Source organism: Rugamonas brunnea, from assembly GCF_014042345.1.
GTDB classification, from domain to species: Bacteria; Pseudomonadota; Gammaproteobacteria; order Burkholderiales; family Burkholderiaceae_D; genus Rugamonas; species Rugamonas brunnea.
The window spans coordinates 97,750-123,790 of sequence record NZ_JACEZT010000009.1 but is presented as its reverse complement, the minus strand read 5'-3'; the positions used below and the strand labels follow the sequence as shown (position 1 = coordinate 123,790).

At 65.5% G+C, this 26,041-nt stretch carries 24 protein-coding genes; 9 read left to right on the top strand and 15 right to left on the bottom strand.

The window, feature by feature from the left end:
* Positions 1-13: 13 nt before the first annotated feature.
* From H3H37_RS14985 to H3H37_RS14965, 5 genes are all read right to left on the bottom strand, one after another.
* The gene (locus tag H3H37_RS14985; RefSeq protein ID WP_182163856.1) at positions 14-235 is read right to left on the bottom strand and encodes a Tsi2 family anti-toxin; all 222 of its coding nucleotides are present in this window, start codon (positions 233-235) and stop codon (positions 14-16) included.
* Positions 236-266: 31 nt separating this feature from the next.
* Positions 267-713: a Tse2 family ADP-ribosyltransferase toxin gene (locus H3H37_RS14980; protein WP_182163855.1), complete on the bottom strand. Its 447-nt coding sequence runs from the start codon at positions 711-713 to the stop codon at positions 267-269.
* 155 nt (positions 714-868) lie between these two features.
* A complete protein-coding gene (gene purT, locus H3H37_RS14975) occupies positions 869-2,080 on the bottom strand; it encodes a formate-dependent phosphoribosylglycinamide formyltransferase (protein WP_182163854.1) in 1,212 nt (403 codons plus the stop codon).
* 93 nt (positions 2,081-2,173) lie between these two features.
* Positions 2,174-2,923: a DUF481 domain-containing protein gene (locus H3H37_RS14970; RefSeq protein ID WP_182163852.1), complete on the bottom strand. Its 750-nt coding sequence runs from the start codon at positions 2,921-2,923 to the stop codon at positions 2,174-2,176.
* A gap of 139 nt (positions 2,924-3,062) precedes the next feature.
* Positions 3,063-3,941 (bottom strand): LysR family transcriptional regulator, encoded by an 879-nt coding sequence (locus H3H37_RS14965; protein ID WP_182163850.1) that lies wholly within the window; start codon positions 3,939-3,941, stop codon positions 3,063-3,065.
* Positions 3,942-4,065: 124 nt separating this feature from the next.
* On the opposite strand from H3H37_RS14965, the gene H3H37_RS14960 reads away from it, so the two are divergent.
* Positions 4,066-5,037 carry a zinc-binding dehydrogenase gene (locus H3H37_RS14960; RefSeq protein ID WP_182163848.1) on the top strand — a complete coding sequence of 324 codons (972 nt, stop codon included), beginning with the start codon at positions 4,066-4,068 and terminating at the stop codon, positions 5,035-5,037.
* Here the strand turns inward: H3H37_RS14960 and H3H37_RS14955 are convergent, their stop codons facing one another.
* Positions 5,038-5,493 (bottom strand): DsrE family protein, encoded by a 456-nt coding sequence (locus tag H3H37_RS14955; protein WP_182163846.1) that lies wholly within the window; start codon positions 5,491-5,493, stop codon positions 5,038-5,040. It lies immediately after the preceding gene.
* 123 nt (positions 5,494-5,616) lie between these two features.
* On the bottom strand, positions 5,617-6,522 hold the full coding sequence (locus H3H37_RS14950; protein ID WP_182163844.1) for a LysR family transcriptional regulator: 906 nt from the start codon (positions 6,520-6,522) through the stop codon (positions 5,617-5,619).
* Positions 6,523-6,654: 132 nt separating this feature from the next.
* Here H3H37_RS14950 and gcl point away from each other — a divergent pair, with 132 nt between their 5' ends.
* From gcl to H3H37_RS14910, 8 genes are all read left to right on the top strand, one after another.
* Positions 6,655-8,430, top strand: a complete 1,776-nt coding sequence (gcl, locus tag H3H37_RS14945) for a glyoxylate carboligase (protein ID WP_182163842.1) — start codon at positions 6,655-6,657, stop codon at positions 8,428-8,430.
* Positions 8,431-8,462: 32 nt separating this feature from the next.
* Positions 8,463-9,242: a hydroxypyruvate isomerase gene (hyi, locus tag H3H37_RS14940; protein WP_182163840.1), complete on the top strand. Its 780-nt coding sequence runs from the start codon at positions 8,463-8,465 to the stop codon at positions 9,240-9,242.
* A 47-nt stretch (positions 9,243-9,289) separates the two neighbouring features.
* Positions 9,290-10,177 (top strand): 2-hydroxy-3-oxopropionate reductase, encoded by an 888-nt coding sequence (locus H3H37_RS14935; RefSeq protein WP_182163838.1) that lies wholly within the window; start codon positions 9,290-9,292, stop codon positions 10,175-10,177.
* 87 nt (positions 10,178-10,264) lie between these two features.
* The gene (locus tag H3H37_RS14930; protein WP_182163836.1) at positions 10,265-11,533 is read left to right on the top strand and encodes a glycerate kinase type-2 family protein; all 1,269 of its coding nucleotides are present in this window, start codon (positions 10,265-10,267) and stop codon (positions 11,531-11,533) included.
* A gap of 40 nt (positions 11,534-11,573) precedes the next feature.
* The gene (gene pyk / locus H3H37_RS14925; protein WP_182163834.1) at positions 11,574-13,019 is read left to right on the top strand and encodes a pyruvate kinase; all 1,446 of its coding nucleotides are present in this window, start codon (positions 11,574-11,576) and stop codon (positions 13,017-13,019) included.
* Complete coding sequence (locus H3H37_RS14920; RefSeq protein ID WP_182163832.1) at positions 13,019-13,846, top strand: urea transporter; 828 nt, start codon at positions 13,019-13,021, stop codon at positions 13,844-13,846. The genes pyk and H3H37_RS14920 overlap by 1 nt, the downstream gene beginning before the upstream one ends.
* 76 nt (positions 13,847-13,922) lie before the next feature.
* On the top strand, positions 13,923-14,333 hold the full coding sequence (locus H3H37_RS14915; RefSeq protein WP_182163830.1) for an SRPBCC family protein: 411 nt from the start codon (positions 13,923-13,925) through the stop codon (positions 14,331-14,333).
* 114 nt (positions 14,334-14,447) lie between these two features.
* Complete coding sequence (locus H3H37_RS14910) at positions 14,448-16,118, top strand: AMP-binding protein (RefSeq protein ID WP_182163828.1); 1,671 nt, start codon at positions 14,448-14,450, stop codon at positions 16,116-16,118.
* A 24-nt stretch (positions 16,119-16,142) separates the two neighbouring features.
* Here the strand turns inward: H3H37_RS14910 and H3H37_RS14905 are convergent, their stop codons facing one another.
* The 8 genes from H3H37_RS14905 to H3H37_RS14870 all read right to left on the bottom strand — a co-directional run bounded on the left by H3H37_RS14905 (position 16,143) and on the right by H3H37_RS14870 (position 25,997).
* A complete protein-coding gene (locus H3H37_RS14905) occupies positions 16,143-16,493 on the bottom strand; it encodes a DUF3147 family protein (RefSeq protein ID WP_182163826.1) in 351 nt (116 codons plus the stop codon).
* A gap of 64 nt (positions 16,494-16,557) precedes the next feature.
* A complete protein-coding gene (locus tag H3H37_RS26050) occupies positions 16,558-16,911 on the bottom strand; it encodes a 4-oxalocrotonate tautomerase (protein WP_182163824.1) in 354 nt (117 codons plus the stop codon).
* Positions 16,793-17,572, bottom strand: a complete 780-nt coding sequence (locus tag H3H37_RS14895) for a class II aldolase/adducin family protein (protein WP_182163822.1) — start codon at positions 17,570-17,572, stop codon at positions 16,793-16,795. The genes H3H37_RS26050 and H3H37_RS14895 overlap by 119 nt, the downstream gene beginning before the upstream one ends.
* 2 nt (positions 17,573-17,574) lie before the next feature.
* Positions 17,575-18,894, bottom strand: a complete 1,320-nt coding sequence (gene guaD, locus H3H37_RS14890) for a guanine deaminase (protein ID WP_182163820.1) — start codon at positions 18,892-18,894, stop codon at positions 17,575-17,577.
* A gap of 246 nt (positions 18,895-19,140) precedes the next feature.
* Positions 19,141-20,250, bottom strand: coding sequence for a xanthine dehydrogenase accessory protein XdhC (xdhC, locus tag H3H37_RS14885; RefSeq protein WP_182163818.1), 1,110 nt, complete (start codon positions 20,248-20,250; stop codon positions 19,141-19,143).
* A 5-nt stretch (positions 20,251-20,255) separates the two neighbouring features.
* Positions 20,256-22,607: a xanthine dehydrogenase molybdopterin binding subunit gene (xdhB, locus tag H3H37_RS14880; protein WP_182163816.1), complete on the bottom strand. Its 2,352-nt coding sequence runs from the start codon at positions 22,605-22,607 to the stop codon at positions 20,256-20,258.
* Entirely contained in the window at positions 22,604-24,097 is a 1,494-nt protein-coding gene (xdhA, locus tag H3H37_RS14875; RefSeq protein WP_182163814.1) for a xanthine dehydrogenase small subunit, read from the bottom strand. Before xdhA ends, xdhB begins: the two co-directional genes overlap by 4 nt.
* A gap of 142 nt (positions 24,098-24,239) precedes the next feature.
* Complete coding sequence (locus tag H3H37_RS14870) at positions 24,240-25,997, bottom strand: allantoate amidohydrolase (RefSeq protein WP_182163812.1); 1,758 nt, start codon at positions 25,995-25,997, stop codon at positions 24,240-24,242.
* Positions 25,998-26,041: the final 44 nt, after the last annotated feature.

Sequence of the window (26,041 nt, the reverse complement as noted above, 5' to 3'; positions counted from 1 at the left end):
CGGCCCTGCGGCACTAGTCGAGCAGGCTGTCGTAGGGGGGGAGGTTGTCGCTTTGTCCCTGCACTTCCGTGTAGTGGCGCTTGAGGTCCATTTGCGCCTTGGCGTAGGCCATCAACTCCTCCTCCAGGTATGAAACGTCGTCCTCATCGCCCGCGTTGATCTGCGTTTCCAGTTCCCTGGTCCTGGCGGCGATGGCGCGGATGGCCATGATGACGGTGTGGGCGCTGATACTCATGCTGTTCTCCTGACTGGCGTGTTAGCCTGACTTACTTGTGTGCGTTTTCCACGGACCTGGCGATGGCGGCGCGTGCCAGGTTGTCCAGCGCCCCCTTGAGCGCGGCCACGAACATCGGCTTTTGCACCTCGATCTGGTAATGCTCGGCCGCGAAGAAGTCATTGTAGCCAGTGGACACGATCTTGAGGTTGGGATCGACCTCGGTATCCTTCGGTATGTTGAAGTAACGCCAGCTCTTGCCCTTGAAGCAGTGGCTGCGGTCGAACAGCGAAGTGCCGCCGCCCGGTTGCACCATGCCGTCGCGCACCGTCACGTCGGGCTCACGGATGCGCGTGCCGCCGCCCGGTTTGGGCAGGGTCTTTTGTTCGAACAGCGGGTATAGGATGCCGGGACGGGCGCTGCCGTCGGGGAAGGTCGCCCCCTCGGGAAAGTCGTCGCTGTGCAGCGCGCGCCAGAGATCAACGGGACAGACAGGCATGGCAAGCCTCCTTTGCGATCAAATGGAAAATAGCAAAACTGCAGTCTTGTTTACTATGCAAGCTCAGGCAGTATTGGCCGATTTGATGCAAATGGCAAGTTCCAAGGCGGTAGTCACCGCCACGCGGGCGGGGCGCCCGCCTGTCCCGGATGCGCTTACTTCGCCAGCACGGGTTTGACGCGCGACGCCGCTTCCTTGGCGCGGGTGCGCGCCGTTTCCACGTCGTCCGCCGTGGCCAGCGCCACGCCCATGCGGCGGCGCGCGAACGACTCCGGCTTGCCGAACAGGCGGATATCGCTGCCCGGCACGCGCAGCGCGTCGGCCACGCCTTCGAAGGCGATAGCCTTGGCTTCATGCTGGCCGTAGATCACGGCGGAGGCGCCCGGCGCGCGCAGCGCCACGTTGACCGGCAGGCCGAGAATGGCCTTGGCGTGCAGTTCGAATTCGCTCTGCACCTGGCTGGCCATGGTGACCATGCCCGTGTCGTGCGGACGGGGGCTCACTTCCGAGAACCACACCATGTCGTTTTTCACGAACAGTTCCACGCCGAACACGCCCATGCCGCCCAGGTTGGCCGTGACCTTGTGGGCGATGTCGCGCGCGCGTTCCAGCGCCACCGGGTCCATGCGGCAGGGCTGCCACGATTCCACGTAGTCGCCATGGACTTGCAGGTGGCCGATCGGTTCGCAGAAGCTGGTCTCGATCTGGCCGTCGGCGCCCAGCGAGCGCACGGTCAGCAGCGTGATCTCGTAGTCGAAGTCGATGAAGCCTTCCACGATCACGCGGCCGGCGTCGACCCGGCTACCGGCGGCGGCGTAGTCCCAGGCCGCCTTGACTTCGGCGGCGCTGTCGATCTTCGACTGGCCTTTGCCGGACGAGGACATGACGGGCTTGATCACGCACGGGAAGCCGATCTGGGCGCAGGCGGCCTCCAGCTCGGCCAGGCTGCTGGCGAAGCGGTAGGGCGAGGTGGCCAGGCCCAGCGTTTCGGCCGCCAGGCAGCGGATGCCTTCGCGGTTCATGGTCAGCTGCGCGGCGCGGGCCGTGGGGATGCAGGTGATCTTGCCCGCTTGCTCCAGCGCGGCCAGCGTGTCGGTGGCGATGGCTTCGATTTCGGGCACGATCAGGTCGGGTTGCTCCTGTTCGATCAGGGCGGCCAGCGCGGCGCCATCGGCCATGTTGATCACGTGCGCGCGGTGCGCCACCTGGTGGCCTGGCGCGTTCGGGTAGCGGTCGACGGCGATCACTTCCACGCCCAGGCGCTGCAGCGCGATGATCACTTCCTTGCCCAACTCGCCGGAGCCGAGCAGCATGACCTTGGTGGCCGATGGGGAGAGTGGGGTGCCGAAAATGCGTGGAGTGGTCATGGGGTCATCCGAAATGATTGGTTGCGGAATGATAGCAAATTATGCGGGGGCTTATGCGCGGAATTACGCGCCGATGCGCGGAGATGGCCGTGTTCAGAACGAATAGACCAGCGTGACCGAGGTCTGCGTGTCCGTGTTCTTCTTGTCGGCCGGGACGTCGGTGTCGTTGCGCACGCTGAAGGCGGCCTTCATCTGCATGGTGCTGTTGATCTTGGTGCGCAGCGCCGATTCGGCCAGCGAGTGCACGTTCGAGGTGCCCCGTTCCACGCTCAGGTTCTGGGTGAACACGGCGGCATCGCTGACCTGCCATTTGAGCGCGGCCGCGCCACGGATGGTGAAACCTTTCTCCACCTCGCCGCCGGCGCGCCGGCCGCTGAAGTAACCGGGACCGATTTCGACGTCGACCGACTTGTCCTCGTCCGTGTACCAGCGCGAGCCGTGACCGACGCCAAACGTCGAATAGCTGCTGTAGGCGCCGAAGCGGTCGCCCACGTGGGAGCCCAGCACGAACATCTTTTCGCCTTCTTCCAGCAGCTTGTAGGCCGCCTTGGCCGACAGCGAATAGCGTTCGGCAGAGCGCTCGCGCACGGTCTGGCCGGCGGCGTTATGGGTTTCGTCTTCCTTGAAGTAGGCGCTGGCGACGTATTCGTTGCTCCAGTCTTCCAGCTCCTGTTTGGCGTCGATCTTGCCGGTGATGGAGGCGCCGACGGTATTGCCCGAGGTGGCGATGGCGCCCAGTTCGGCGGAGGTGTTCCAGGTGCGTTCAGGGGCGGTGCGGGCGAGGGCGCCGCCGTGGATGGTGGCCAGCGCCAGTGCCAGCGCTGAGAGGGGAATAGCTTTCATGGTCGTTTGTGTGGGCCCGCAAGCGCGGCTTGGCGCTTGCCTGTGACCCGGTCGTTGATGCTGAGGAGGCGGCATTGTAACCGCAGGCGGCGCCGCGTGGCGCCCCGAACGCGACGCGCTGGCGATGATTAAGGTTCGGCTAAGTGTTCAGGTGTGCCCACAATGCGCGCGCGACCGGGCCATGGGCCGTATCGCGCCGGCGGGTGGCGTAGTGTTCAAGCGTGGTGGCCGGCAGATGTTCGCCCTCCAGCGACAGCAGGCGGCCGGCTGCAATGTCGTCGCGCACCAGGTGCAGTGGCATGTGTCCCCACGCCATGCCCTGGAGGATCAGCTCCCGCTTCATCGCCTGGTCCGGCACGCTGCAGGTGCGCGCGCCGTCGAGCAGGTGGTAGTTCGCTTCCCCGGGGCGGGAGCTGGAATCCCGGATGACGCATTGCATCGCGCCCCGCAGCTGTTGTGGTCCCGGCGGCCCGCCACCCAAGCCGCGCAGAAATGCCGGCGCCGCCACAGGCAGCAGCTTGACCGTGTACAGCGGCAGCGATTCATAGCGCGGCGAAGGCTGGTCGCGGTGATGCAGTATCAGGTCGCACTCGCCGCGCGCGAGGCGTTCCCATGGCCCGCTGATCGCCTCCGCAAACAGCGTCATTCGGGTGCCGGGGCGGGCAGCGAAGAATGGCGCCAGCAAGGCCATGGTGGCCGGCAGCGGGCACAAGTCGCCGATCACGATGCGCAGTTCCGGCTCCTCGCCATTGGCCAGTTGCATCGCGCCGCGCCGCAGCTCGGCGTATTCGCGCAGGAACAACTGGGCGCGGGGAAGAAAGCTGGCGCCTTCCGGTGTCAGTACCACGCGATAGCCGCCACGATCCAGCAGCACCAGTCCCAGTTGCTGTTCCAGCGCCTTCACCGCCGCATGCACGGTCGGATGGGTGCGGTGCAAGCGCTCGGCGGCGGCCGCAAAGCTGCCTTGTTCGGCCAGTGCGACGAAGCATTGCAGCTGCAGGATGGTGGGCTCGGACATACGGAAGCTCAGGATGGAAGCAAGTTAAGAGAAGTCTACAGTGTTTGTCGAATTTTCGTGATTTTTATTTCAACATTTTCCTCTTAAGCTGGCGGCTCGATCAACAACTGCAGGAGCAGAAACGATGAAAGCGATAGTGCGCAAAGCGTATGGTGGACCAGAAATGCTGGTGCTGCGTGAGGTGGATGACCCGGTTCCTGGTTCGGACGACGTACTGATCACGGTCCGCGCGTTCGGCTTGAATCGGGCGGAACTCTATATGCGACGCGGTGAATGGGGAGATGCCGCGGCGATCAGCGGCATCGAATGCGTGGGCGTGGTGAAGGAGGACCCCTGTGGCTTGCTGGCGCCGGGGCAGGCCGTGATGGCCTGCATGGGCGGCATGGGGCGGACGATCAACGGCAGCTACGCGGAATATGTCGCCGTCCGGCGCGAGAATGTTGTTCCGGTCGACAGTGTGCTCGACTGGGCGACCTTGGCGTTGCTGCCGGAAGCCTATGCCGTGGCGTGGACTTGCCTGCACGGGAATCTGGCCCTGCGGCCGGGCCAACGGTTGCTGGTGCGGGGCGGCACGTCCAGCCTGGGCACGGCGGCCATCGATCTGGCGGTGCAATCGGGGGCGCGGGTGAGCGCGACGACGCGCCAGTCGTCCCATCAGGCGGCATTGCGGGAGATGGGCGTGGAACAGGTGATCGTGGCGGAAGGCGCGCTGTGCGAATCCGGCTGGGACGGCGAGCCATTCGACGCGGTGCTCGATCTGCTGGGGAACAGCACGGTGCTCGATTCAATGCGGGTGACGCGGCCCGGAGGCAGGGTGTGCCTGGCCGGTTTCCTGGGCGGGATGGCGCCCATGGAGAGCTTCAATCCGCTAAGCCAGATGCGCAGTGGCGTGCATTTGAGCTTCTTCGGCAGCTTCGAATTTGGCGGTGCGAACTACCCCTTGGGCGCCGTGCCGATGCAGGCGATGGTGCGGATGGTGGAGGCGGGACGTTTGCGTCCGCGCGCGGGGAAGGTGTTCGGGCTGGACCAGTTGCCCGAGGCGCACGCGCTCATGGAGCGCAACGCGGCCTGCGGCAAGCTGGTCGTGGTGGTGTGATCAGGAACGGATGTAGGCGTAGCCTTCGGCCTGGCGGCGGACGATTTCTCCGACGCCGGCCGGCACATAGGCCACGCGCGCCTGCATGTCTTCCGGCGTCAGATGGGCGCCGCGCATGGTGTTCTGGCACACCAGCACCGACACCTTCGCATCGATCGCTTCCTGCACGCGGTTGCCCACCTCGGACTCGATCTTCACCATGCCGATGCCAGGCCCGAAGATGACGACTTCGATCGTCACATTGGCCGCGCCCAGATCCTGCTGAAGGTTCTTGATGTTATTGAGGGTCTGGTTCCACTTTTTTGGGTCGTCGTCGCTGACCTGGAACAGGGCCTTGTAGGCGGTCGATTTGGCTGGAGCCGGGGTGGCCGCCGTGGCACTGGCGGCGAGGGCGCCCGCTGCCGTCGCCAGCGAGCCGACCAGCATGGTCCGGCGCGAGCTAGTTGTCTTTTTCATAGGTGTCTCCGTGAATCTTGAGCGGGTTGCCACTGAGTGTGGAAGTCATGCGAGAGACTACTGCCCTTTGCCCGCCGCCGCAAGGGGCGGAACCGGTCGCACTGGCCAACATGCCGCTTCCTGTCACTTTAGCCAATAATCGGGGCGCGCGTAGACTTCTTTCAGCATGTCGATGAAGAACCGCACCTTGGCCGGCAGGTGCCGCTGCTGGGGGTAGACGGCCATGATGTCGTACTGGGGCAGGGCGTAGTCGTCCAGCACCGTGATCAGTTCACCCGAGGCCAGTTGCGCCTGGATTTCCCACGATGAGCGCCACGCCAGCCCCAGGCCTTCCGTCGCCCAGCGGTGCAGCAGTTCGCCGTCGTTGCAATTCAGGTTGCCGTCGGCCCTTACCGTGACCTGCTTGCCCTGGTCCTGGAAATACCAGCCCCGTTGCTGGCCGCCCTGCAGGTTGAAGGCCAGGCAGTTGTGGTTCGCGAGGTCATCGAGCGTGCGGGGGATGCCGTGGCGCTCGAAGTATTCGGGCGTGCCGCACACCACGCGGCGGTTGCTGGCCAGTTTGACGGCGACGAAGCTGGGGTCGATCACGCCGCCGATGCGGATGCCGACGTCGTAACCATCGCGCACCAGGTCCACCACGCGGTCCGTCAGGTTGAACGAGATCTGCACGTCCGGGTGGGCGCGCACGAAGCCTGCCGCGTGCGGCGCCACGTGCTTGCGCCCGAACGCGGCCGGCGCGGATACGGTCAGGTGGCCGGTGGCGCGGTGGCGGCCTTCAGACACCATGCGGTCCGCGTGCCCCAGGTCGGCCAGCAGCTTGCGGCAATGATCGAGATACAGCGTGCCTTGCTCGGTCAGCGTCAGGTGCCGCGTGGTGCGGTGCATCAGCTTCACGCCGAGGCGCTTTTCCAGCGCGTCGATGCGGCGGCCCAGCATCACAGGCGTGATGTGCTGGCCCAGCGCGGCGCGCACCAGGCTGCCCTTTTCGGCCACTTCCACGAAGGCTTCGATTTGGGTGAGTTTGTCCATATCCACATTATTCCACAGTTATTCGATATTTCCAGTATCGAATAAAGCGAGAGTTTGTCTTCTTATCACCGCCGCTTTTTGCCGGTAGCATCCATTCATCAGTCAATCCTTACACATACAAGGGAGTACAGCATGGCACGCATGACGGCAGCGCAGGCAGCAGCAATCGTTTTGGAAAAGGAAGGCGTGAACCAGGTATTCGGCGTACCGGGTGCCGCAATCAACCCATTCTACGCGGCGTTGAAGAAGCAGGGCAGCGCGAAGCACATCCTGGCGCGCCACGTGGAAGGCGCCTCGCACATGGCCGAGGGCTACACCCGCGCCAAGGCCGGCAACATCGGCGTGTGCATCGGCACCTCCGGCCCGGCCGGCACGGACATGATCACGGGTCTGTATTCGGCCCAAGCCGATTCCATACCCATCCTCTGCATTACCGGCCAGGCTCCGCGTGCCCGCCTGTACAAGGAGGATTTCCAGGCCGTCGATATCGAATCGATCGCCAAGCCGGTGACCAAGTGGGCCGTGACCGTGCGCGAGCCGGCGCTGGTGCCGATGGTGTTCCAGCAGGCCTTCCACATCATGCGTTCCGGCCGTCCCGGCCCCGTGCTGATCGACCTGCCGTTTGACGTGCAGATGGCCGAGATTGAATTCGACCCGGACACCTACCAGTCGCTGGAAGCCTATAAGCCCAAGGCCACCCGCGCCCAGATCGAGAAAGCGCTGGCCATGCTGAATGAAGCGGACTGCCCGCTGATCACGGCCGGCGGCGGCGTGATCAACGCCAACGCCTCCGACCTGCTGGTGCAGTTCGCGGAGCTGACCGGCATCCCGGTGATCCCCACGTTGATGGCCTGGGGCGCCATTCCCGACGACCACCGCCTGATGGTGGGCATGGTCGGTCTGCAGACCAGCCACCGCTACGGCAACGCGACCCTGCTCGCCTCCGATTTTGTGTTCGGCATCGGCAACCGCTGGGCCAACCGCCATACCGGCTCGATCGAGGTCTACACCAAGGATCGCAAGTTTGTCCACATCGATATCGAACCGACCCAGATCGGCCGCGTGTTCGGCCCGGACTTCGGCATCGTGTCCGACGCCGGCGCCGCGCTCAAGCTGATGATCGAGGTGGCGACCGAATGGAAGGCAGCTGGCAAGCTGAAAGACCGTTCCGCCTGGGTGGCCCAGTGCCAGGACCGCAAGCGCACCATGCAGCGCAAGACCCACTTTGAACAGGTGCCGGTCAAGCCGCAGCGCGTCTACGAGGAGATGAACAAGGCGTTCGGTCGCGACACTTGCTACGTCAGCACCATCGGCCTGTCGCAGATCGCCGCCGCGCAGTTCCTGCACGTGTACAACGCACGCCACTGGATCAACTGCGGCCAGGCCGGTCCGCTGGGCTGGACCATCCCGGCGGCGCTGGGTGTGGCCGCGGCCGACCCGCAGCGCAAGGTGGTGGCCATCTCGGGCGACTACGACTTCCAGTTCATGATCGAAGAGCTGGCCGTGGGCGCGCAGTTCAAGCTGCCTTACCTGCATGTGGTGGTGAATAACTCCTACCTTGGCCTGATCCGCCAGTCGCAGCGCGGCTTCGATATGGATTACTGCGTGCAGCTGGCGTTCGAGAACATCAATTCGCCGGAACTGAACGGCTACGGCGTCGATCACGTGGCCGTGGTGGAAGGCCTGGGCTGCAAGGCGATCCGCGTCACCAATGCCGACGACCTGCCGGCCGCGTTCACCCAGGCCCGCGACTGGATGGAGGAATTCAAGGTGCCGGTGGTGGTCGAAGTGATCCTGGAGCGCGTGACCAATATCGCCATGGGCGTGGACATCAACAACATCAACGAGTTTGAGGAGCTGGCGCTGAAGGCATCGGATGCACCCACCGCCATCGCGCTGCTCGACTGAAGCATCACCTACCGGATACGAAAGGAAGTGAAATGACGAAGCTCGCCGCCAATCTGACGATGCTGTTTAACGAAGTCCCGTTCCTGGACCGCTTTGAGGCGGCTGCCAAGGCCGGATTCGAAGCTGTGGAATTCCTGTTCCCCTATGCCTTCGAGGCGAAAGATCTGGCCCAGCGCCTGCAGGAGAACAAGCTGGAACTGGTATTGCACAACCTCCCGGCCGGTAACTGGGAAGCCGGCGAGCGCGGCATCGCCTGCCACCCGGACCGGGTAGAGGAATTCCGCGCCGGTGTCCACACGGCCATCAGCTACGCCAAACAGCTGGGCGTGAAGCAGCTTAACTGCCTGGTCGGCATCGTCCCGCCCGGCGTCAGCCAGGAGGCGGCGCATCGCACCGTGGTGGCCAACCTCACGTTCGCCGCCGCCGCGCTGAAGGAGGAGGGTATCCGCCTGCTGATCGAACCGATCAACACCTTCGATATTCCCGGCTTCTTCCTGTCGCGCACCAGCCAGGCCGCCAGCATCATCGGGGAAACCGGGTCGGACAACCTGTTCATCCAGTACGACATCTACCACATGCAGCGCATGGAGGGTGAGCTGGCGAACACGATCAAGGCCAACCTGCCGCTGATCCGCCATGTGCAACTGGCCGACAACCCTGGCCGCAACGAACCGGGCACGGGCGAGATCAACTACCGCTTCCTGTTTGGCCATCTGTCCGCGCTTGGCTACGACGGCTGGATCGGCTGCGAATACAAGCCGCGCACCACCACCCTGGAAGGACTGGGCTGGCGCGCTGCCCATGGACTGTAACGGCAGGTCACAACGTCACATACATCACACTAGCAAAGGAAATCATCATGTCTCGAGTTGGATTTATTGGTCTGGGTATCATGGGCGCACCGATGGCGCAACACCTGCTGAACGGCGGCCACAAGCTGTTCCTGCACGATATCAAGAACCCGCCGTTCGCCCTGATCGAAGGCGGCGCCACGGTCTGCACCTCGGCCGCCGAAGTGGCCATGCGGTCGGACATCATCATCATCATGGTGCCCGATACGCCGCACGTTGAAGCCGCATTGTTCGGTGAAAAAGGCGTGGCTGAAGGCCTGCGTCCGCGCACCATCGTGGTCGATATGAGCTCGATCTCGCCCATCGAAACCAAGAAGTTCGCCAAGAAGATCAACGCGCTCGATTGCGAATACCTGGATGCGCCCGTGTCGGGCGGCGAAGTGGGCGCCAAAGCGGCCTCGCTGACCATCATGGTGGGCGGCTCGGAAGAAGCCTTCCAGACCGTCAAGCCGCTGTTCGAACTGATGGGCAAGAACATCACGCTGGTGGGCGGCAACGGCGATGGCCAGACCACCAAGGTGGCCAACCAGATCATCGTGGCGCTCAACATCCAGGCCGTGGCCGAGGCTTTGCTGTTCGCCTCCAAGGCCGGCGCCGATCCGGCCAAGGTGCGCCAGGCGCTGATGGGCGGCTTCGCCAACTCGCGCATCCTGGAAGTGCACGGTGAGCGCATGGTCAAGCGCACCTTCAACCCCGGCTTCCGCATTGAGCTGCACCAGAAGGACCTGAACCTGGCGCTGCAGGGCGCGAAGACGATGGGCGTGTCGCTGCCGAATACGGCCATGGCCCAGGAGCTGATGAACGCCTGCGCCGCCAATGGTCTGGGCGGCATGGACCACTCGGCCCTGTGCCGCGCCATCGAGATCATGTCCAATCACCAGATCGCGGAAGCCTGATCGCGCCCTGGCCCTGTTACCTTGCATGCGGCGGCCCGCAACTCCCTGCGCCTGACGGTCGCCGCATTTTTTTAGAAAGCACACCGGATGAGTACCTTGAATCCACGTCAATTCCTCCTGGACCTGTATGGCAGCGCGGTGGACGCTGTGAGCGCGGCCAAGTGCCTGCCCGACTACTTGCCCGAACCGCCCGTCAACGGCCGCACGCTGGTGATCGGCGCCGGCAAGGGCGCGGCCGCCATGGCCCGCGCCGTCGAGCAGCACTGGAAGGGCGACCTTTCCGGCCTGGTGGTCACGCGCTACGAACACGGCGTCGATTGCCAGCGCATTGAAGTGATCGAGGCCGCCCATCCGGTGCCCGACGAAGCCGGCCGGCGCGCCGCCAGCCGCATGATGGAGATGGTGCGCGGCCTGAGCGAGAACGACCTGGTGCTGTGCCTGATCTCGGGTGGCGGCTCGTCGCTCCTCGCGCTGCCCGCCCCCGGCATCACGCTGGAGCAGAAGCAGGCCGTCAACCGCGCTTTGCTCAAGAGCGGCGCCACGATTTCGGAGATGAACTGCGTGCGCAAGCACCTGTCGGCCATCAAGGGCGGCCGGCTGGCGCTGGCCTGCGCGCCGGCGCGCGTGGTCACGCTGCTGATTTCGGACGTGCCCGGCGACGACCCCGGCGTGATCGCCAGCGGTCCCACCTTGCCCGATCCGACCACCTGCGCCGACGCGCTGGCGGTGTTGCGCAAGTACGGCATCGACACTCCCGGCAGCGTGCGCGAGCACCTGGAGACGGGCGCCGGCGAGACGCCCAAGCCCGATGATCCGCGCTTCGCCCGCAATGAGCACCACGTGATCGCCATCGCCCAGGATGCGCTGGAGGCGGCGGCCAGCCATGCGCGCGCGGCCGGTATCACGCCCTACATCCTGTCCGACGGGATTGAAGGCGAAGCGCGCGACGTGGCCCTGGTCCACGCGGCCATGGCCAAACAGGTGGCCACGCGCGGCCAGCCGTTCCAGCGCCCGTGCGTGATCATTTCGGGCGGCGAGACGACGGTGACGGTGCGCGGTTCCGGGCGCGGCGGGCGCAATGCGGAATTCCTGCTCAGCCTCGCGGTGGCGCTCGATGGCCATCCCGGCATCCATGCCGTCGCCTGCGATACGGACGGTATCGACGGCTCGGAAGACAACGCCGGCGCCCTGTACGCCCCGGATTCGTTGGCGCGCGCGGCCGAAAAGGACCTGCGCGCCCGCACCCTGCTGGAGAACAACGACGGTTACGGCTTCTTCAGCGCACTCGATGACCTGGTGGTGAGCGGCCCGACCCGGACCAACGTCAACGACTTCCGCGCCGTGCTGGTGCTGTAAGCCCGGCCGCGAACACACTACAACGAATAACGGAGACAACATGCGACGTCAACGCCAGGCCAAGATCGTGGCCACGCTCGGCCCAGCCACCAGTACCAAAGAGGCAATCAAAGCCCTGTTCGACGCGGGAGCGGACGTGTTCCGCTTCAATTTCAGCCACGGCAGCCACGCCGACCACCAGGCCCGCTGCGACATCGTGCGCCAGATCGAGCGCGAAGCAGGGCGGCCCATCGCCATCCTGGCCGACCTGCAAGGTCCCAAACTGCGTGTCGGCCAGTTCGCCGCCGGCAAGGTGACGCTGGCCGAAGGCGCCGAATTCACGCTCGACCGCGACCCCGCGCCCGGCGACGGCACGCGCGTCTGCCTGCCGCACCCGGAACTGTTCGAGGTGATCGACGCCGGCCAGTCGCTGTTGCTGGACGATGGCAAGCTGCGGCTGGCCGTGTTAGGCCGCAGCGCCGACAAGCGCGCGATCCGCACCCGCGTCGTCACCGGCGGCGTGCTGTCGGACCGCAAGGGCGTCAATGTGCCCGACGTGGTGCTGCCGATTCCCGCGCTGACCCAGAAGGACTTGCGCGACCTGGACTTCGCGCTTGACATGGGCGCGGACTGGGTGGCGCTGTCGTTCGTGCAGCGGCCGGAAGACCTGCACCAGGCCCGCGCCATCATCGGCAACCGCGCCGCCTTGCTGGCCAAGCTGGAAAAGCCGGCCGCGCTGGACGGGCTGGACGCGATCGTGGCCGCCTCGGACGCCGTGATGGTGGCGCGCGGTGATCTGGGCGTGGAATTGCCGCCCGAGCGCGTGCCGGGCGTGCAGAAGCGCATCCTGCGCACCTGCCGCCAGCACGGCAAGCCTATCGTGATCGCGACCCAGATGCTGGAATCGATGATCTCCTCGCCGGTGCCCACCCGCGCCGAGGCCTCCGATGTGGCCAGCGCCATCTACGACGGCGCCGACGCCGTGATGCTGTCCGCCGAATCGGCCAGCGGCGCCTATCCTACGGCTGCCGTCAGCATCATGGACCGCATCATCCGCGAAGTGGAGAAGGACCCCCTGTACCGCCAGATGATCGCCGCGCAGAACCAGGCGCCGCTGCCCAACAGCGGCGACGCGATCTGCTCGGCCCTGCGCGACGTGACCGGCATCCTGGGCGCGGTGGCCACGGTGACCTACACCAGCTCCGGCCACACCAGCTTGCGGGCGGCGCGCGAGCGGCCGATGGCGCCCATCCTCAGCATCACGCCCAACCTGTCCACGGCGCGGCGGCTGGCGCTGGCCTGGGGCGTGCACACCACCGTCAGTCCCGACGTGCGCAACGAGGCACGCATGGTGGCGGCGGCCTGCCAGGCCGCACTGGCGGAAGGTTTCGCCAAGCCGGGCGACCAGATCGCCATTACGGCGGGCGTGCCGTTCGGCCAGCCGGGCAGCACCAACCTGTTGCGCATCGCCCAGATCTGGCCCACGCAGGACGCGGCCGCGGCTTGATGCGCGGGCCGCTCGCCGGTATCGGCCAGATATATTTCCAGTCCTCGCCGCTGTTCGGGGCGCTGCTCCTGGGCTGCCTGTATCTGACGGCGCCGGCCCTGGCGGCCGGTTGCCTGCTGGGCGTGGGCGCCGCCAGCGGCACCGCATGGTTGCTGAACTTCCCGCAGGCCGGGCGCGATGCCGGCTTGTACGGCTTCAATGGCGCGCTGGCCGGCGTTGGCTTGTGTGTTACATGGCAGTTCAATGTGGCGCTGCTGTGCTGGATCGTCCTTGCCGGTATCGCGACGGCCTTGCTGTCCCGGGCCATGGCGCGTCTCGGATGGCCGCCGCTGACCTTCCTGTTCGTGCTCGTCATGTGGCTGTCCAAGGCCGCCGGACCGGCGCTTGGTCTGGAACTGCACGGGGCGCGGGCAGCGGCAGGATGCGGCATGGCGCCGTTCGCGTATGTCTTCTGCGCGATCGGGCAGGCCAGTTTCATCGGGATGGGCGCACTCGGGTTGTTGCTGTGGGCGGCGTTGGCGCGCGGGCGTTGGCCTTGGGGCGCGTGGACCCTGGGCGGTGCGGCGCTGGCTTGGTGCGTGCTGTCGCTTGCGCCGCTGGTCGCCCCGGCGGCGCCACTGGGGGCCGTCGCCACCGGCGCGGGTGTCAACAGCACGCTGACGGTGCTTGGATTGTCGGTGCACGAGCGGCACTGGGGCTGGCGCTGCGCCGGCGGTGTCGCCAGCATCGCCTTGTGTGCCGTGGGCGCTGCCCTGCGACTGGATTTCTACACGCTGCCGTTCGTGCTGTCGGTCTGGCTGGTGCTGGGCCTCACCCGTGCAAAATGATGTTGCTTAATTAATGTTGTCGTGACAATATCCTCACACCCGTCCGGGCCTGACCGTACTGATTGAGAGGAGAGTTATGTGGACACATGAAGAGAGCATCGAAACCACCGCAACGCCGGCCCAGGTATGGCAGTTGTTCGCCGATGTCCCTGGTTGGAAGCAGTGGAATGCCGGCATCGAGCGCATCGCCATCCATGGCCCGTTCACGCAGGGCACCACGTTCGACATGCAGCCGCCGGGCTCCGAGCCGTTCACCAGCACCCTGCTGGCGGTGGAGGAAAACGCCGGCTTCACGGACGAAACCGTGATCGACGGCACGCGGGTGGTGGTCCATCACCGCATCGCTGCGCTGGGGCCGGGCCGCACCCGGGTCTCGTATAGCACGGAGATCAGCGGGCCAGCCGCCGCCGAATTCGGCCCCATGGTCACGGGCGACTTCCCCGACGTGCTGCAGGCGTTGAAGCGCCGGCTGGAGCAGGGCGCCTGAGGACGGGCACTTGATATGGTGCTGTTGCTTTGGCAATTTTTTCATGGCAGCATCACCATATAGTGCCGCGTTCCAGCGGCCGTCATGCCGACCCAGGCCGGAGGAGCGAATACCATGAAAGCCACGCGCACCAAGACGCTGCTCGATTACGCTTATGCCCATGAGCAGGCCACGCCGGGCAAGGTCTATCTGACCCAGCCCATCGGCGGCGGCCAGGTGATCGACTACACGTGGGCGCAATGCATGGAGCAGGCCCGCCGCATGGCTGCCCATCTGCGTTCGCTCGGCCTGCCGCCGGCCAGCCACATCGCCATCCTGTCGAAGAATTGCGCCCACTGCTTCATCGCCGAACTGGCGATCTGGATGGCCGGATGCGCCACCGTCGAAATCTTCCCCACCGAGGAGCCGGACACCATACGCTTCGTGCTCGAACACAGCGACAGCAAGCTGCTCTTCGTCGGCAAGCTCGATAACTGGAGCCACCAGGCTGGAGGCGTGCCCGCCACCATGCCGCGCATCGCGTTTCCGCTGGCGCCGGCCAACGCGGGCGAGAGCTGGGATGCGCTGGTGGCGGCCCAGTCGCCATTGCCGGGCAAGCCTGCGCGCGACGGCGACGAGCTGGCCATGCTGGTGTACACGTCCGGCTCCACCGGCCAGCCCAAGGGCGTGATGCATTGCTTTGCCAACGTCACGCGGGCCGCTGAAATCATGGCCGAGACCATCGATTGCGGTCCGGACGACCGCTATCTCTCCTATCTGCCGCTGGCCCACGTGGTCGAACGCTCGTACATCGAGTGCTGCAGCATGGTGGCGGGCTGCCATGTGTATTTTGCCGAAAGCCTGGAGACCTTCGTCGACGATATCAAGCGCGCGCGGCCCACGTTATTCCTGTCCGTGCCTCGCCTGTGGCTCAAGTTCCAGCTGGGTGTGTTCGAAAAAATCCCGCCCAAGTTGCTCGATTTCCTGCTTGGTATTCCGCTGGTGGGCAAACTGATGGGGCACAAGGTGTTGTCCGGCCTGGGCCTGAACCATGTGCGGCTGGCCGGCAGCGGTTCGGCGCCCACACCGCCGGAGCTGATCGCGTGGTACCGGCGCCTGGGCCTGAACTTGATGGAGGGGTATGGCATGAGCGAGGATTTCGCGCTGTCGCACATCTCCACGGCTGAACACAATGCGCCCGGCTATGTCGGCATTCCGTTCGATGGTGTGGAAGTGCGCATCAATGACGATCATGAAGTACTGATCAAATCGCCGGGCCGCATGGTGGGCTACTACAAGCGCCCCGAGCTGGACGCCGAGAGTTTCACGGCCGACGGCTTTTTCCGCACCGGCGACCAGGGCGAGCGGCGCCCGGACGGCCTGCTCAAGCTGACGGGCCGGCTCAAGGAAGTGTTCAAGACGGCCAAGGGCAAATACGTGGCACCGGCGCCGATCGAAAACCTGATCAACGCCCATCCCCTGGTGGAGCAATCGATGGTCACCGGCGTAGGCCAGCCGGCGGCCTATGCGCTGGTGGTGCTGACCGAGCACCTGCGTGGCCAGCTGGGCGACCCGGCTGAGCGCATGCGCGTGGAGCAGGAATTGCTGACGATGCTCAAGGACGTAAATGCCCAGTTGCCGAGCTATGAGCGGCTGCAGATGCTGGTGGTGGCGCATGATCCCTGGTCAATCGAGAACGGTTGCCTGACGCCGACCATGAAAATCAAGCGCAGGCAGATCGAGGCGCAGGCTTCCGAGCGCATGGCGGCATGGTATGGCGAGCAGCGCGCGGTGGTGTGGGGATGAAGGCTGGCGCGTCGCCAGCCGCGCTTACAGCAGATCGATGCCGAAGCGGCGCATCAGCAGCGCGAAGGCGCCGAAGCAGGCGATCGTGATGCCGGCGCAGGCGAGCAGCGTGGGCCAGAAACCGATGCGCGGCAGCAGGGCGGGAAACGCCAGGAACATCGGCAGCGTGGGCACCACGTACCAGAAGGTGTACCACGCATGGTTGGCGATCTTCTGCTCCGGTTGATGCTCGACGTGCAGCCAGATCAGGGCGAGAAAGGTCACCATCGGCAGAGCGGCCACCAACCCGCCGAGTTTGTCGCTGCGTTTGGCGAACTCTGAAACGGCCACCACCACGGCCGACGTCATCAGGTATTTAAAAACCAGCCAGGTCATTTCGCTCCTCGTCAATTGGCGTCAAAGCGAGATTATAGACCCGGCCCGTCGGTATGACCCCGGCTCAGGACCGGTCCGACCACAGGATGCCGGCGGTGGCCCAGTCTTCCTTCTTCAACTCGTGGATGATGATGTCGACCGATTCGGGCGTGGCGCCCAGCGTTTTCACGGTCGCTTCGGTGACGGCCTTGACGAACGCGCGCTTCTGTTCCGGCGTGCGCCCCTCGAAAACCTGGACGTTAATGGTGGGCATAGTGTCTCCTCGTCGTTGATACGGCCAATTGATGCAGCCAGTTGATTCAGCCACGGTAGCCCGGGCTGAGTTGATCGAGCTTGCGCAGGAGCGCAGGCCATTCCAGTGTGCCTTCCAGCGCGCCGCCAGCCTCCAGGTCGCGTTGGGCCTGGGCGCAGATGGCATGTGGCGGCGTGTGCAACGGCGCGCCGCCCGCCTGGGCCTTGAGCTGGAAACCGCAAGCCTTGTCCAGCGTTTCCATCCGCACGAAGGCTTCTGCGACCGTGCGGCCGCACACGAGCGAGCCATGGTTACGCAACAGCAGTGCGGGAAATGCGCCCAGCCGTTCCACCAACCGCGCCGCTTCGGGCATGGTCAGCACCAGCCCCTCGTAGTCGTGGTAAGCCAGTTGCTGGTAGAAGCGCAGCGCGTGGGATGACAGCGGCAGCAAGCCTTCTTCCTGGGCGCCCACGGCGATGGCGTTGGCGTTATGCAGGTGCATGACGCAGCCGAGTTCTGGCCGCGCGCCATGTACGGCGGCATGCAGCGCGAAACCGGCGCGGTTGACGGGATGGCCCGAACGGCAGACGATATTTCCCGCGTGGTCGACTTTGACCAGGTTGGAGGCGCGCACCTCATCGAAGCGCAGGCCGAAAGGATTGATCAGGTAATGGCCGGGCTGGTCCGGGATGGCGGCGGTGATGTGGGTGTAGATCACGTCGTCCCAGCCGTACAGCGCGCACAGGCGGTAGCAGGCGGCCAGGTCGATCCGGATTTGCCATTCGGCCGCGCTGGTCACGCCGGGCGTGGGCAGCGCGGCCCTGCCTTCGTTGCAGAGCCGGTCCATGATTAGTCCTCGCGTTGATGCACACGGTTGCCGGCCGCGTAGGTGGCGGCCACGGTGCGGTCGTCGCCCAGCAGCGCGATCGCGAACAGCAGTTCTTCCAGGCTCTCGGTGCGCTCCGTGCGGCGCGCCAGCAGCGGCGTGGCCTTCGGATCGAGCACCACGAAGTCCGCCTCCGTGCCCGGTGCGAAATTGCCGATCGTACCTTCCAGCTGCATGCTGCGGGCGCCGCCCAGCGTGGCCAGGTAGAACATGCGCATCGCTTGCAGGTAGGTGCCGCCCATGCGTGCGACTTTGTAGGCTTCGTTCATCGTCTGCAGCATGGAGAACGACGTGCCGCCGCCGACGTCGGTGGCCAGCGACAGCGGAACTTGCGCCGCGTCGGCGCGTTCGAAGTCGAACAGGCCGCTGCCGAGGAACAGGTTGGACGTGGGGCAGATCGAGATGGCGGATTTGGTGTCGGCCATGCGGGCGCGGTCGGCGTCGTCCAGCCAGATGCAGTGCGCATACATGGAACGCGGGCGCAGCATGCCGTAGTGGTCGTACACGTCCATGTAGCTGCGGGCGTTGGGGAATAGCGATTTGACCCAAGCCACTTCGTCCGTGTTTTCCGCCACGTGGGTTTGCAGGAAGGTGTCCGGATAGGCCTTGGCCAAGGCGCCCGCCATTTCGAGCTGGGCTTCCGTGGAGGTGGGCGCGAAGCGGGGCGTGATCGCGTACAGCTGGCGGCCATTGTTATGCCAGCGCTTGATCAGTTCTTCGCTTTCGCGTACGCCCGATTCCGCCGTGTCGCGCAGGAAGTCGGGGCAATGGCGGTCCATCAGCACCTTGCCGGCCACCATGCGCAGGTTGCGCTTCTGGCTCTCGCCGAAGAAGGCATCCACCGATTGCGGGTGCACGGTGCAGTAGACCATGGCGGTGGTGGTGCCGCAGCGGGTCAGTTCATCGAGGAAGAAGCTGGCCACGCTGGTGGCGTGCGCCGGGTCGGCGAATTTGCGCTCGGTGGGGAAGGTGTACTTTTCCAGCCAGGGCAGCAGGCCCGGTGCGGGCGAGGCGATCATGTCCGTCTGCGGGTAATGTACGTGGGTGTCGATGAAGCCGGGAGTGATCAGCTTCCCACGATAGTCGTGCACGGGCGTCCCCTCGGGCAGCAGGTGCACCAGTTGGGCGTAGTCGCCTGCCATGTGGACCTTGCCGTCGTTGACGATCAACAGGCCGTCCTCGTGCCAGTGGTGGGCGTTGGCGTGGTAGGCCGGATCGTCGTTAAAGTGCAGCAGGCCGGCGCGGTAGGCCTGGAAGGTGCCGGACGTGGGTGTGCTTGCCATGATAATTCCTTGAAACTGTCGATGCTTGAATGCGTTGAGAATTCGTTGCCCGTCGTTCCCGCGCAGGCGGGAATCCATGGGCCGCTGGTATCGGGACGGCGTATGGGTTCCCGCGTTCGCGGGAACGACGGCGATGGTAAAGCGGAAGCTAGCGCGGCGGCTAGTGGGATATACAGCGATGCGACGCTCCCGCCCCGGCGCTGCCGGAGAGTGAGAGCGCCTGCTGGGCGGGCGACATGGAAAGAATCAGGCGATGCATGGGTTGTCCTGGGTTGGCTTACTGGCCGGCGCTGTGTTGGTGTCCGCTGGCAAGACATGGGCTTGGGCATGCGCTGCCGCCTCCCATACTTGCATCAGTTGCGCGGCGACGGAAACGGCGATGACGGCGGGCGCCTTGTCGCGGATGCCGGGCAGGCCGATCGGGCAAGTCATCTCTGCCATGCGCTCGGCCGGGATGCCACGCTCGCACAGGCGTCGTTCGAATTGTACACGCTTGGTGGCCGATCCGATCAGGCCGAACCACGTGAAGTCCGTGCGGCGCAGGATATGTTCGGATAGTTGCTGGTCCAGCGCGTGGCTGTGCGTGAGTACGAGGAAGCTGGCGCCAGCCGGCGCTTCTTCGATGACGGCTTCCGGCGTGTCGGTCGCCTCGATGCGCGTATTGGCCGGAAGGGCGGACGGGAACATGTCCTCGCGTTCGTCGATCCACACCACCTGGCATGGCAGCTCCGCGAGCGCGCGCACGATGGCTGCGCCCACGTGGCCGGCGCCGAACAGGTACAGGCGCGGGCGGTACGGCAGGCAGGCGTCAACCAGCCACTGGCGGCCCTCGTCGTCCAGCCTCAGCGTGCATTCGGCGCCGTGGCCGGAGCCGGGCAGGGGTAGCAGGGCGGGGCCGTTGCCGGACAGGCGCAGGCCGGCCGCGTCGTACATGCTGGCCGCCTCCGTGGAGCCAAGTGGCAGCAGGCGCCAGCTATCGCGTCCTTCCCCTTTGCGCCGCACCAGCGTGGCGAAATGCGCGTCCGCCTCCGGCATGACGCGTTCGAACGCCAGATGCACAACGCCACCGCAGCACTGGCCCAGGCTGGGACCGAGCGGGAAACGTTCGAGCCGCCGCTGCGCCGCCAACGAACCGGCCGGCATGGCCAGCATCTCGCGGGCGATGTCGGTGGCGCGCATTTCCAGGTGGCCGCCGCCGATGGTGTCGTAGGCGCCAGCCCGGGTGACGAGCATCTTGGCGCCCGCCTCGCGTGGCGCCGAGCCGGCCACCTGCGCCACCGTCACTAGCACGCGCGGCTCGGCCAGCGCGGCGGCGGCCACCAGCGCGTCGGTCGGGGAGGACAGATCGTTGGCCATGTCGTTCAGCCTTGCGCCAGTTCCTGCACGGCGCTGATGGCGTTCAGGATCGCTTCGCTGGTGGCCGGTGCGCGCAGCGGCGGGTTGAACTTGTGGTTCGCCACGCTGGAGCAGGCATCGCGGATGGCCAGGAACACGGAGAACGGCAGCAGCAGCGGCGGTTCGCCAACCGCCTTGGAACGGTGGATGCTGTCGGTCACGTTGCGGTTCTTGAACAGGCGGATATCGAAGTTCTCCGGGCAGTCCGACACGCCGGGGATCTTGTAGGTGGACGGCGCGTGCGTCATCAGCTTGCCGCTGGCGTTCCACCACAGTTCCTCGGTGGTGAGCCAGCCCATGCCCTGCACGAAGGCGCCTTCCACCTGGCCCACGTCGATCGCCGGGTTGAGCGACTGGCCCGCGTCGTACAGCGCGTTCACTTTCAGCAGCTTCCATTCCCCGGTCAGCGTATCGACCACCACTTCCGACACGGAGGCGCCGTAGGCATAGTACGAGAACGGGTTGCCGCTCATGGTTTTCGGGTCCCAGTGCAGACCCGGCGTGGCGTAGAAGCCGTCCGACCACAGCTGGACGCGTGCCATGTAGGCTTTTTGCACCAGTTCAGGGAAGGGCACGGCGCTGCCGTTGACGACGATCTGGCCTGCCTCGAAGCGCACATCCTCCACCGCGCCGCCGTGCAGCTTGACGGCGAATTCGGCCAGGCGCTTGCGGATTGTGTGCGCGGCATCCTGCGCGGCCTTGCCGTTCAGGTCCGCGCCCGTGGAAGCGGCCGTGGCGGAGGTGTTGGCCACTTTGCTGGTGTTGGTGGCGCTGGCGCGCACCAGGTCCAGGGAAATGCCCAGTTCATGCGCCACCACCTGGCATACCTTGGTGTTGATGCCCTGGCCCATTTCCGTGCCGCCGTGGTTGACCAGCACCGAACCGTCCGTGTACACGTGCACCAGCGCGCCGGCCTGGTTGAAATGGGTGACGTTGAAGGCGATGCCGAACTTGACCGGGGTCAGTGCCAGGCCGCGTTTGAGCACGGGGCTGGTGGCATTGAAGGCGTTGATCTCGTCGCGGCGCTTGCGGTAGTCGCTCTCGCTGACCAGTTGTTCCACCAGTTCGTGGATCACGTTGTCGACGATCTTCTGGCCGTACTGCGTGACGTTGCGGCCTTCCTCGTCGTTGCGGCCGTAGAAGTTGATCTTGCGGACGTCCAGCGCATCCATGCCCAGGTTGCGCGCGATCTCGTCGACGATGTATTCGATGGCGATGGCGCCCTGCGGGCCGCCGAAACCACGGAAGGCGGTGTTGGACTGGGTGTTGGTCTTGCCGCACATGGCGCGGATGTCGACGTCACCCAGGTAGTAGGTGTTGTCGAAGTGGCAGACGGCGCGCGTGGCCACCGGGGCCGACAGGTCGGCCGAGAAACCGGCGCGCGACACCATCTGCACCTTGGCGGCGCTGATGCGGCCATCGTCGCCGTAGCCGATCTCGTATTCGTAGTAGAAGCAGTGGCGTTTGCCGGTCACCATCATGTCGTCGTCGCGGTCGGCGCGCAGCTTGACGGGACGCTTGGTGCGCGCGGCTGAGATGGCAGCGCAGGCGGCCCACAGCGCCGACTGCGATTCCTTGCCGCCGAACGCACCGCCCATGCGGCGGCATTCGACAACGATGTCGTGCGAATGGCGGTGCAGGGCGTGCGCCACCACGTGCTGCATTTCGGTCGGGTGCTGGGTCGAGCAGTAGACGTGCATGCCGTCGCCTTCCTTCGGCACGGCGTAGGCGATCTGGCCTTCCAGGTAGAACTGCTCCTGGCCGCCCACCTGCAGCTCGCCCTTGAGACGGTGCTTCGAGCGTTCGAAGGCCGCCTGCGCGTCGCCGCGCGCCAGGTGCATGGGCGGCACCACGAACGATTGCGCATCGCGCGCCGCCTGCGGGGTCAGGATGGCTGGCAGTTCCTCGTATTCGATCACGGCCTTGCGGGCGGCGCGGCGCGCCTGCTCGTGGCTCTTGGCGACGACGATGAAGATGGGCTGGCCGATATACTGCACCAGTCCCGGCGACAGGATAGGGTCGTCGTGGATGATGGGGCCGCAGTCGTTGGTGCCCGGGATATCCTTGTGGGTGTACACGGCCACCACGCCGGGCATGCGGCGCACCGGCTCAAGATCCATCGAAAGGATATTGGCGTGTGCCTTGGACGACAGCCCCAGCGCGGCGTGCAGCGTGCCTTGCGCTTCTGGGATATCGTCGGTGTAAGTGGCTTCGCCCAGCACGTGCAGCACGGCCGATTCATGCTTGTGGGACTTGCCCACTTCGGCCCAGGCCATCGGTACTTGCTGGGTCAGGAAAGCTTCCGTTTTGCTGTTCATGCTGCGGCGCCTCCTTCAGCGTAGTTGAATGCGTTGATCGACTGGATGGGCATGGCGCCGTCGGGGCGCGTCTCCAGCCAGAAGCGGCGCAGCAGGTTCTGGGCCGTCTTCATGCGGTAGTCGGCGCTGGCGCGCATGTCCGTCAGCGGGGTGTAGTCCTTGGCCAGGGCAGCCATCGCCAGAAGCAGGTTCTGCTCATTCCACGGCTTGCCGTTCAGGGCTGCTTCGGCTTGCGGCGCCCGGCGCGAGGTGGCGGCCATGCCGCCGTAGGCGATGTGGGCGTCGCCGACGATACCGGCGTCGTCCAGCGTGATGGCGTAGGCGCCGCACACGGCGGAGATATCCTGGTCGTAGCGCTTGGCCAGCTTGTAGGTGCGGAACTGGACGCCTTGGCGCGGCAGCGGAATGCGCACCGCCTCCACGAACTCGCCCGGCTGCCAGTCCTTCTTCATGTAATCGAGGTAGAACTTCTCCAGCGGCAGTACGCGCTGTCCCTGGGCGCTGCGCAGCACGATTTCTGCGCCCAGCGCGATCATCCACGGCGCCGAGTCGCCGATGGGCGAGCCATTGGCGACGCTGCCGCCCAGCGTGCCCGTGTTGCGGATAGGCTGGGAGGCGAAGCGCTGCCACATTTCCGTCAGCTCGTCCTTGTAGTGTTCGCAGACGGCGCCGTAAGCGTCGTTCAGGTTCACGGCCGCGCCGATGTGCAGCATGCCGTCGCGCGTTTCGATGTCGTGCAGTTCCTTGACCATGCGGACATAGATCATGTCGCCCAGGTCGCGCATCTGCTTGGTGACCCACAGGCCCACGTCGGTGGAACCGGCCACGATGGTGGCGTTGGGCTTGTCGGCCCGCAGCGCGGCCAGTTCGGCCAGCGTGCGCGGGGCGTAGAAAGTCTGGCCGTCGTGGCTGTAGCTGAACATGGCGTCACGTTGGAGGGCTTGCAGCGCCGTCTTGAGCGCGGCGCGGTCGAACTGCACGGCGGGCAGTTCGCCCATGCGGCGCGCGGCGTCGATGATGGGACGGTAGCCGGTGCAGCGGCACAGGTTACCGGACAGGGTTTCGTCGATGGTCTTGCGGCAGGGCGCTTCGGTCTGGCCTTCCTGCTTCAGGTACAGGCTCCACAGGGACATGGCGAAGCCGGGCGTGCAGAAGCCGCACTGGGAGCCGTGGCATTCGACCAGCGCTTCCTGCACCGGATGCAGTGCGCCGTCGGCTTGCTGCAGGTCTTCCACGGTGAAGACGGCCTTGCCGTCGAGCGTGGGGACGAACTGGATGCAGGAGTTCACCGACTGCATGGCCACTTCGCCATTGGGCTGAAGCTCGGCCACCACGACGGTGCAGGCGCCGCAATCGCCTTCGGCGCAGCCTTCCTTGGTGCCGGTGCAGTGCAGGTCTTCCCGCAGGTGCTGGAGCAGGGTACGGGTCGGTGCGCCTTGCGCGACGGTGTGGACTTCGCCGCGATAGAAAAATCGGATAGGTTCTGACATGGATGCTCCGCGCTGTTGAACTGATGCTGTTTGCACAGGTTAGCAGCCAGCGGCCCCCTCACCAATATCGGGGCCGCCATGGCTACTATGTTCAATAAATTATAGAAATCTGCTTTTGTATCGTTTGCGTCTGATAAAACGATCAGGATTTCGGCTCGAAATAGCGCAGGAAGTCCAGGAAGATCTGGGCCGAGACTTCGGCATCGTCGGCAGTCATGGTTTCCAGCGGATTGTGGCTGATGCCGCCGTTGCCGCAGCGCGTGAACAGCATGGCCACGTCGGTCATGCGGGCCAGCGCCATCGCGTCGTGGCCGGCGCCCGACGGCAGCTCGAACACGTCCACGCCGGACCGTTGGGTGGCGGCGGCGAACTGGCGCACGAGCCATGGCGCGCACGGCGCCGCCGGGGCGGACATGATCTTCGTGACCTTGATTTCCACCTGGCGGCGGGCGCAGATGGCCTCGGCCTGGTTCAGGATGTCGGCCACGGCCGCATCGCGGGTGGCGTCGTCGGCGGCGCGGATGTCGAGCGACAGCTTGCACGCGCCCGGAATCACGTTGACGGAACCGTCGGGCACCTGCAACTGGCCCACGGTGCCCACCAGCGACGGCGCCTGGCTGGCGCGCTGCTCGACGAACAGCACGATTTCGGCGGCGGCGGCGGCGGCGTCCTTGCGCATGGTCATGGGCGTGGTGCCGGCGTGGCTGGCCAGGCCGGTCAGCTCGACCTGGTAGCGGCAACTGCCGGCGATGGAACTGACCACGCCCACCGGCAGGTCGCGGTTCAGCAGCACCGGGCCTTGTTCGATATGGACTTCGACGAAGGCCAGCACGTCTTCCGGCTTGCGGCCGATGCTGGGGATCCTGCTCACATCGTGACCGGCTTCGGTCAGCGCTTCGCGCATGGTGATGCCCTGGGCGTCCTGCTTGTCCAGCAGCGCCATGTCGAACTGGCCGATGATGGCATTACTGCCGAGGAAAGTGCTTTGATAGCGCACGCCTTCCTCTTCCGAGAAACCGATGATCTCCAGGTGGAAGGGCAGGCGTTCGCCGCGTTCATGCATGTATTTGACGACGGCGACCGGCAGCAGGATGCCTTCGCGGCCATCGTATTTCCCGCCGTTGCGCACCGTGTCGTAGTGCGAGCCGGTCATCAGGGTCTTGGCGTTGGGGCGTTCCGACAGGTAGCGGCCCACCACGTTGCCGACCGGGTCGATATGGACTTCCATGCCCGCTTCCTTCATCCACTCGGCCAGTTGGGCGGCCGTTTTGCGGTGGGCAGGCGTCATGTAGGCGCAGGTCAGGTTGTCTGGATCGTCGCTCCAGGCGCCGATGATCTCGGACCAGGCCATAATGGTCGGGCCGAAGTGGAACGAGAGGTCCATCAACTGGTTCAGGCGCATGGCGGCGATGCGGCCGATCTGGCGCAGGCATTCGGCCAGTTCATCGTCGCGCTGGGCGCGCAGGCGGCGCGTGAAGTGGGCGATGATTTCCTGGCGCGTCAGGCCGTTGCCGGTCGGGCCCTTCACCGCGAGGATGAAGGGGAAGCCGAAGCGGGCGTTGTATTCCGCGTTGAGGCGGTGCAGCGTGGCCAGTTCCTCGGCGCTGCATTGGGTCAGGCCGGCCTTGGCCTGTTCACCGGTCGACTCGGCCGTCAGCGTGCCGGCCAGTGCGGCCTTGCCGGCCAGCTCCGGGTGGGCGCGCACCAGGCCCAGTTGTTCGTCCACGGTGGCCTGGCGCACCACCTGTTCCAGCGCCTGTTTGAGGGCGGTGACGGTGGCGTAGGGACGGCTGGCGGCGGCGCGTTCCGGGATCCAGGGCGAATGTTCGTACAGACCGTGCAGCAGCCGGGTGAATTCCTCGGCGCTGCAGTGGTTCAGGTGTTCGAGAGTGATCGTCATTGTTGTGCAGGCGGCCCCACCAGCCTGTCTCCTCAGCTATCGTG